Genomic DNA, 6,250 nt, shown 5'->3' with positions numbered 1-6,250 from the left:
CTGGCCCTGAAGGTGCTCTGTTTGGCCTTTGTCAATGCATCTCAACGTGCACCCTGATAGCGAACAAACCTCAACCAGCACGATGAAAATTAGCCCGCAGCCCGAAGTCAGACACCCTAACACCCCGCCTCCGCACCACATCCAGGGCCAACTCGACCCGGCCCCTTCAAAAGCAATTTCCTAGCAGCCATTCCTCCGCCCCACGTCCCCGCTCCACCTTCAGGGCCAACTCGACCCTGCACCCTCAAAAGCAATTTCCTAGCAGAAACCGTGGCGGTGGCCGGACTGCCGCTGGGAGCGCTGATAGAGGTCATCGTGGCGCTCAAGTAAACCAAACCGAGTCCCGCTTTATTAGCATCTCTGACTTATCCTAACCATGAAAAACACCCTCCTTTCCCTGCTGCTCTTCTTCACCGCTGTGCCCTATATACCCGCCGCTGTGGTGATGTATTCTGACCGCAGCGCCTGGCGCGCCGCCGCTGGCGGCGGCGTTGGAGACATCGTGGACAATCTCAACACCGGAACCTACAACTCCAGGATTCTCGATCGCGGCTCCTACGCCATTACTGGCAATGATCTCGCCTTTTTCCCCAATAGCAACCCCGTGACTGCGATCGACGGCAGCGGGTATTTCCATTTCTTTCTGGATGCGGACAGACCCCACTACTTCGACTCTAATCTTATGGAGTACGTTTACACCTCCGACGACTACATCTCCGATTTCGCCACCTTCACCTTTGACAATGCGATCTATGCCTTTGGTTTCGATCTCAATCCGTATTCTTACGACGTCGGCAATGTGGTGACTGTCGCCCTAAATGGGGTTTCGACCACCAGCTACACGTTGCCTGCAAGCGATGTCACCGGCTTCCGCGGCTTTGTCTCTGATACTGCCTTCACCACTGCAACCATGAACATCACCGGTGCCACTAGTTACACCAGCGCAGAACACGGGATGGACAATATCGAAGCCTTCACGGCTGCTGCGCCAGAACCCTCTCGTGCCCTGCTGCTGCTTTTTGGCGGTGCCGCCTTCAACGGCCGCCGCCGTAGGCGCGTGGCACGAGCCTGACAGAAATCCGCGATCACAAGGCCCTGCTCAAGAAGACTTTTTCCTCCGGCAGCAGCACGATTGGTGGGATGCATTCGACGAGGCGGATGGCGGTGCCGGCATCGCCCCCGTTCTGTTTCAAGAGGGCGGCATACACGGCGCGTTCACCTGCGTTGAGAGCTGTCGGTTTGACGCCACCGGGAACAGAGGTGCGAACCAGGTCAAGCTGACCCTGGCGGTAAGCGGCGAGGGCGCTCAAAAAATGAAAACGGTCACTTCGCGTAGCATCGTCGGGCATGGAAACGCCAAACAATTCCTGATGGGCCATCTCAAGATCAATACCCAGCAGCAACTGAAGGTATAATTTTAGAGTCAGATGCACGGGGCTTTCTGGCTGCAAGGCCAGCAGCCGGGTGCGAGTTTTGAGCATTGTGATGCCGTCATGCTGATATTCGGCCATTTGATAGACTTGGCCAGCATGGCCGACTGGGTGCACGTGTGCTTGCTGGCGATGGCCTGGTAAAAAATTTGCGCCAGATCCCACTGGTTGAGCTGTTCTGCGAGAGTTCCCGCCTGGAGAATCGTGGCCAGCCCCCCTCACACCCCGTCCCCGCACTACATCCAGGGCCAACTCGACCCGGCCCACACAAAAGTAATTTCCTAGCAGAAAGGCGGTTGAAAACCAATCATCCCCCGGTTCTTCCCCTTCTCCCTCACATTCCTTATCTCCCGCTCCATCATCTCCTGCGTCACCCGCCACTTCGCCGGATCCGCAGCCTCACTCCCCGCATGAGTCGTGTTGATGCAACTGTTAATATATTGCCTTGCTGGCATAGCTAAAAAAATGCACCGACGACGTGCGCTTCCACCAACTTCATCCCGGCATTGCGATCAACGCCGGGATGAAGGGATGCGGATTCAGGATGAGCGGTCCCACCCGAGAGTCGCAGACTGGACCGAGTGGTTGCGGATCACAGGTGGTGATCCAGGTGACCGGGGGCGTTGCCTTCGGGGTCGGCAAGCACGGCGGCGGTAGCAGCATGACCGTCGAGATCGCGACCGCTCAGGACGAGAATGGGAAGAGCCTTGCCCTCCATTTCATCCCAGTAGATCGCGAGGATCTGGCGGCCAATGAGATTTTGGTAATGCTCGCGTTCGATGCGAGTGGGAGCACTCATGATAGGAGTCCCACGTGTGTGTCGAGCAGACCGTGCAGCGCTTCGGTGCGTTTCGGAAGTTCGGCGAGATTGCCTTCCTTCAAGGATTCGGTGAACGCGTTGAACAAGCTCCACACGTTCCGCCCTTCAAACGCATCATGCCGAGGCTCGCGCCACTCATGAAGAACGGGCGGGATTAGACGGTTGCTGCACACGCCGACATCCGTGGCGCGGATGACGAGGTCATGGGCCTCGATGTCGGTAATCTCCGCCTCTTTGTAGGCTGCGATGCGTTTGTCCTGATCATGCCATTTGGCGAGCAGAAGACCGACGGAACGACTGACCAACTGCGGAAGATCGCGCACAATGAACCGGGTGTGTTTGCGCGCGAATTTGATCTCGCCAGAAAACGATAAGTTGTCACAAACGAATACGCTGGCCCCGGCGACGATGCCGGCGGGGAACGTCTTGTCATGGCTGTTTCGCAGCCCGAGCACCCAGCAATAGTCGTCGCTGGATTTCTGGGCATGAACCTCCATTAGACCGAAGTAGCGCTGTCCCTCGTGGGACAACGAATGAGCCTGCGCGCCGATGCGCAAGTTGGTGGTGGCCAGCGTGCGCTGGACGGTGCTGATGAGTTCCGCATGTGGGATGGGACACCAGCTCTGCGTATGGCGCGGCGTGGCGACAGCGCTTACTTCGTCGAGTTCGACATGTGAGGCGCCACAGTGCAGCACGAGGTTCGGGCTGCGACGCTGGATGAGTTGCGATTGGGGATCGAGATTGGCAATCATGATGATGTGTTCCTTTCTGGAATGAAAAGGGGCCGGACACGCAGCATGCGCATCCGGCCCCGGGTGAATGTAGGCATATGGTTTGGCTTACAGCTTGAGGCCCTGCAGGCTGCGCAGGGTGGAGCGCACGGAGTTGAACTCGCGGCTGCTGTTCTTGTGGTCGCGGTGGACGGCCTTCAATTTGGTCGAGAGGTCGCGCAGGAGGTTGAACCCCTCGGTGTACTTGTCCCGGATTTGCAGGGTCAGGTTGAGGGCTTCTTCGAGCGGCGATGGCGTGCCATTGGGCGGCGGTTCTTCGGAGGTGGGGTTCGTAATAATGGGTTTGGGTGGTGGTGCTGGCGAGAGAACAGGCCGTGATGGCTGCATGTTCACCGGAGCGGATTGTTGGGTTGCCGGGGGCTGGGTGTTGGCTCCATCAGGTCGCAGTGGCATCACGATCATCTGCCTGCCTTTGTTGTGAAAACGCAGAGGGGCGATTTGATCAATGATGCTGATGGTGTTGAGACCGTAATCGAGAGCCTTGATGAAGAAGCGTCGGCTCAGGAAGATCAGTGCTTCCGGACCCTGAGCTTGGGCATCAAGCACAGGGACTCGTGTCCAAGGCTCGTTGCCGTTGTCTTTGCCGAGGAGCAGCAATTGCCCCTCTTTGCATTCAAGGCCAATGGTCTGGAACTTCTCCGCATCGTGACATGGCATGCGCTGGATCAGCTTGATGAGCGTTTCCAGTTTTGCCGGGTCGAGCGTGATGTGGGTCTTGGCGTCGTCGGGGGTGGGGATGGTTTGTCGCCAGTTGGGATAGTTCCCGTCGATCTGCTTGCTGACGAATCTCCAACGCCTGCTGGAGAGCTGCACCGCTTTGTCATCGACCTTCATCTGCCACTCCCCATCTGCGTTGAACTCCTTCCACCCCAGGAACTTGTGATTCGGGATAATGACGGAGTTCTTGAGCGGCAGCGTGAACGAATTCGCGCTGTAGAGGTGCTTGCCATCCGTGCCCACAATGTAGTTGGCCTTGGGATTGCTGGTGTCGATGAAGGTGCCGTTGAGCACGTAACGAGTGGCGTCAACGCTGGCGCATTCCATGGCTTCGTGGATGGACCGGCGAAGCTCTGGTGGCAGTGCGATGGCCTCCGTTTTAATGCGGGGAGTGACGGGAAACTCCTCAACCGGGATATGCTTCACCTTTTGTTCACCGAGGTTGTCAGCCAGGGCGAACTTGATGCAGCCAGGTTCGATGTGGATCCGCTCGTCTTTCCCACAGTTCTTGGTGACTTGTACAAGCTGGACATACGGGATGAGCACAGCCATGGGCGTCCCTTCGGCGGGATGTTCGAGACGCATGGTGACGAAGCGGTCCAGGTCGGTGCCTGTGAGGGCGATCCAACCTTCAGCAGTGCGTTCAACTTTGACGTGATTCAGGACAGGCAGAGTGGCTCGTGGATTGATCACTTTGCCAAGCCCTGCCAGAGCGGGTTTCAGTTCCGCTATTGGGAGTGTGATAGGGTTCATTGTTTTGGTGGTGGGTTGTACGCAAAAAGCCCATGCCCCGATGTACGGCGCATGGGCTTCGAGCGTGGTTGGGTTGGCTAGGCGGCTACCTGCGTGACCTCCGCTTTGTACTTGAGCTGGGCCGTGATGCATTCAGCCGCACGAATGTCCGCACGAGCACCCAGGTAAACCGGCTGGTAGATGCTGCCGGATTCCTTGAATGCGTACAGATAGCGGCACTCGACCACGGTTCCCGGTACAGGAACATCGTGATTGGGTGGAATGGTGACGTTGCCGGCGGGGCGTACTTTGTCGCCCTCGAACAGGATCAATGAAACGCTCCGTTTATCGTTCACCTTGGTGACGATGAAGGAGGCGGTCTCGTGGAACTTGTACTTGAGCTGGCTGCCGCCGCTATTGGGGCGACCGGGAGTGTACGGCGCGTCTTTGTGTTTGAACACAACGCCTTCTTTTCCTTCGTTTTTGTACTGCTGGAACCAGCCTGCCGTTTGAGGAGTGAAGAACACCCGCACCTCCCGGATATTGGGATGATCGAAGGCGTTGAGCATGTCGCGCATTCGCAGATAGCGTACCGAGAACGCCAGAGGACGCATGTCCTCCGGTCCGATGGTGAGCAGATCGAAGGCATGGAAGGTGTCTCCGACCGCTTCACCGTCGAGCAGGAAGCTGCGCGGGTATTTCGCCGCGTTGCTTGCGATCCCGTCAGGGACGGCGGTGGGGAATCCCAGGCGGTTGATGCCGGTGATCTGGTCACCGTCCTTTCGGATGAGCATGCGGCGGCCGTCAAGCTTCTCCTGCATCCAGTAGTCGGGATTGAACAGGAACTGATCGAGCTGCTGTTCGTTGATGGGATTGAGGAGTTGGCACTGGATACCGCTATGCTGGCCGGGGGAATCCGGTGGTGTGGTGATGGCCGCGTCGGTTCCGGGCATATAGCCCTTTGACAGCTTCTCGCGGACGAGCCGGTCGTAGATGTCTTTGGCAATGGGGTATTCCACCGGCTCTGGTGTTTTGCTGCCGGTGCTGAGAGTGGAGCCGCGCCGGCCATAGGCGAAGTGTACGAGATACCCGGTATCTCTGGGGAGGATGCTGGCCTGATACACTTTGTCGGAGGGGCCTGAGCGAAAGTACAGGGTGATGTTTTCCATGAGATGAGTGTCCTTTCTTGAAATGAAAAGAGCCGGACGACCTTGTGATCATCCGGCTCTTGGGTTTGTGTGGGTGGGTCTGTGCCGCGTCAGTAGTTGTACGGATCGCGGCGTTGTTGCTGCTGGCGCATGCGCATCGTGAGGATCGATTTCCCGATGGAGATGAGTCCGCAGATGAGGCCGATGACCAGCATGGCCGAAAGCGGGACGAGCACCATGTTGGAGGTGGTCCGCGTGATGAGGTCGATCCAGACATTGAACTGCTGCAAGGCCAGAGTGACCAGCGGTGCCACCAGTACGGCGGGCACCGCAAGTCCGAGAGCAAGACGCAGGTTGAACTTGAACCACTCCCGCAGGATGCCCTGCGGTGAGATCCAGTATTCAAACCGGCGGCAGGTGAAGCTGAGGACCTCGGCCGAGCGCTCAATGGCGCTCAGGTGGGGAAGGTCGTGGTCCACGACCGGTTCGATCAGCGGTTCAGGCTGCCATCGTCGGATGACGATCTGGTGGACCTGCTTCGCCCATGTGGTGGCGGGCACCGTTGGGAGCTGGCGGGGTGGTGGTGGGGGGGACTGTTCGTCCCATTCGGGT

7 protein-coding genes are annotated in these 6,250 nt (G+C 58.0%); 1 reads left to right on the top strand and 6 read right to left on the bottom strand.

The window, feature by feature from the left end:
* Window positions 1-376 precede the first annotated feature (376 nt).
* Window positions 377-1,072, top strand: a complete 696-nt coding sequence (locus tag ACIREA_RS24175; protein WP_397384902.1) for a PEP-CTERM sorting domain-containing protein — start codon at window positions 377-379, stop codon at window positions 1,070-1,072.
* Between the two features lie 13 nt (window positions 1,073-1,085).
* On the opposite strand, the gene ACIREA_RS24170 is transcribed toward ACIREA_RS24175, so the two are convergent.
* The 6 genes from ACIREA_RS24170 to ACIREA_RS24145 form a co-directional block, all read right to left on the bottom strand.
* Entirely contained in the window at window positions 1,086-1,511 is a 426-nt protein-coding gene (locus ACIREA_RS24170) for a hypothetical protein (RefSeq protein ID WP_397384901.1), read from the bottom strand.
* 511 nt (window positions 1,512-2,022) lie between these two features.
* Window positions 2,023-2,229 carry a hypothetical protein gene (locus ACIREA_RS24165; RefSeq protein ID WP_397384900.1) on the bottom strand — a complete coding sequence of 69 codons (207 nt, stop codon included), beginning with the start codon at window positions 2,227-2,229 and terminating at the stop codon, window positions 2,023-2,025.
* Window positions 2,226-3,002, bottom strand: a complete 777-nt coding sequence (locus ACIREA_RS24160) for a DUF932 domain-containing protein (RefSeq protein WP_397384899.1) — start codon at window positions 3,000-3,002, stop codon at window positions 2,226-2,228. The genes ACIREA_RS24165 and ACIREA_RS24160 overlap by 4 nt, the downstream gene beginning before the upstream one ends.
* Window positions 3,003-3,089: 87 nt before the next feature.
* Window positions 3,090-4,511 (bottom strand): DNA polymerase III subunit beta, encoded by a 1,422-nt coding sequence (locus ACIREA_RS24155; RefSeq protein WP_397384898.1) that lies wholly within the window; start codon window positions 4,509-4,511, stop codon window positions 3,090-3,092.
* Window positions 4,512-4,588: 77 nt separating this feature from the next.
* Window positions 4,589-5,659: a DNA ligase gene (locus tag ACIREA_RS24150; protein ID WP_397384897.1), complete on the bottom strand. Its 1,071-nt coding sequence runs from the start codon at window positions 5,657-5,659 to the stop codon at window positions 4,589-4,591.
* Window positions 5,660-5,748: 89 nt separating this feature from the next.
* On the bottom strand, window positions 5,749-6,250 hold a 502-nt coding region (locus ACIREA_RS24145), incomplete at its 5' end, for a hypothetical protein (protein ID WP_397384896.1).

It is taken from the genome of Prosthecobacter sp., from assembly GCF_044373815.1.
Lineage (GTDB): Bacteria > Verrucomicrobiota > Verrucomicrobiia > Verrucomicrobiales > Verrucomicrobiaceae > Prosthecobacter.
Note: the sequence above shows the minus strand (reverse complement) of the source record. Positions and strands in the feature narration are given on the sequence as shown.

Coding starts and splice junctions, on each gene's coding strand:
- ACIREA_RS24175 (WP_397384902.1), top strand. CDS start 377: ATGAAAAACACCCTCCTTTCCCTGCTGCTCTTCTTCACCGCTGTGCCC.
- ACIREA_RS24170 (WP_397384901.1), bottom strand. CDS start 1,511: ATGGCCGAATATCAGCATGACGGCATCACAATGCTCAAAACTCGCACC.
- ACIREA_RS24165 (WP_397384900.1), bottom strand. CDS start 2,229: ATGAGTGCTCCCACTCGCATCGAACGCGAGCATTACCAAAATCTCATT.
- ACIREA_RS24160 (WP_397384899.1), bottom strand. CDS start 3,002: ATGATTGCCAATCTCGATCCCCAATCGCAACTCATCCAGCGTCGCAGC.
- ACIREA_RS24155 (WP_397384898.1), bottom strand. CDS start 4,511: ATGAACCCTATCACACTCCCAATAGCGGAACTGAAACCCGCTCTGGCA.
- ACIREA_RS24150 (WP_397384897.1), bottom strand. CDS start 5,659: ATGGAAAACATCACCCTGTACTTTCGCTCAGGCCCCTCCGACAAAGTG.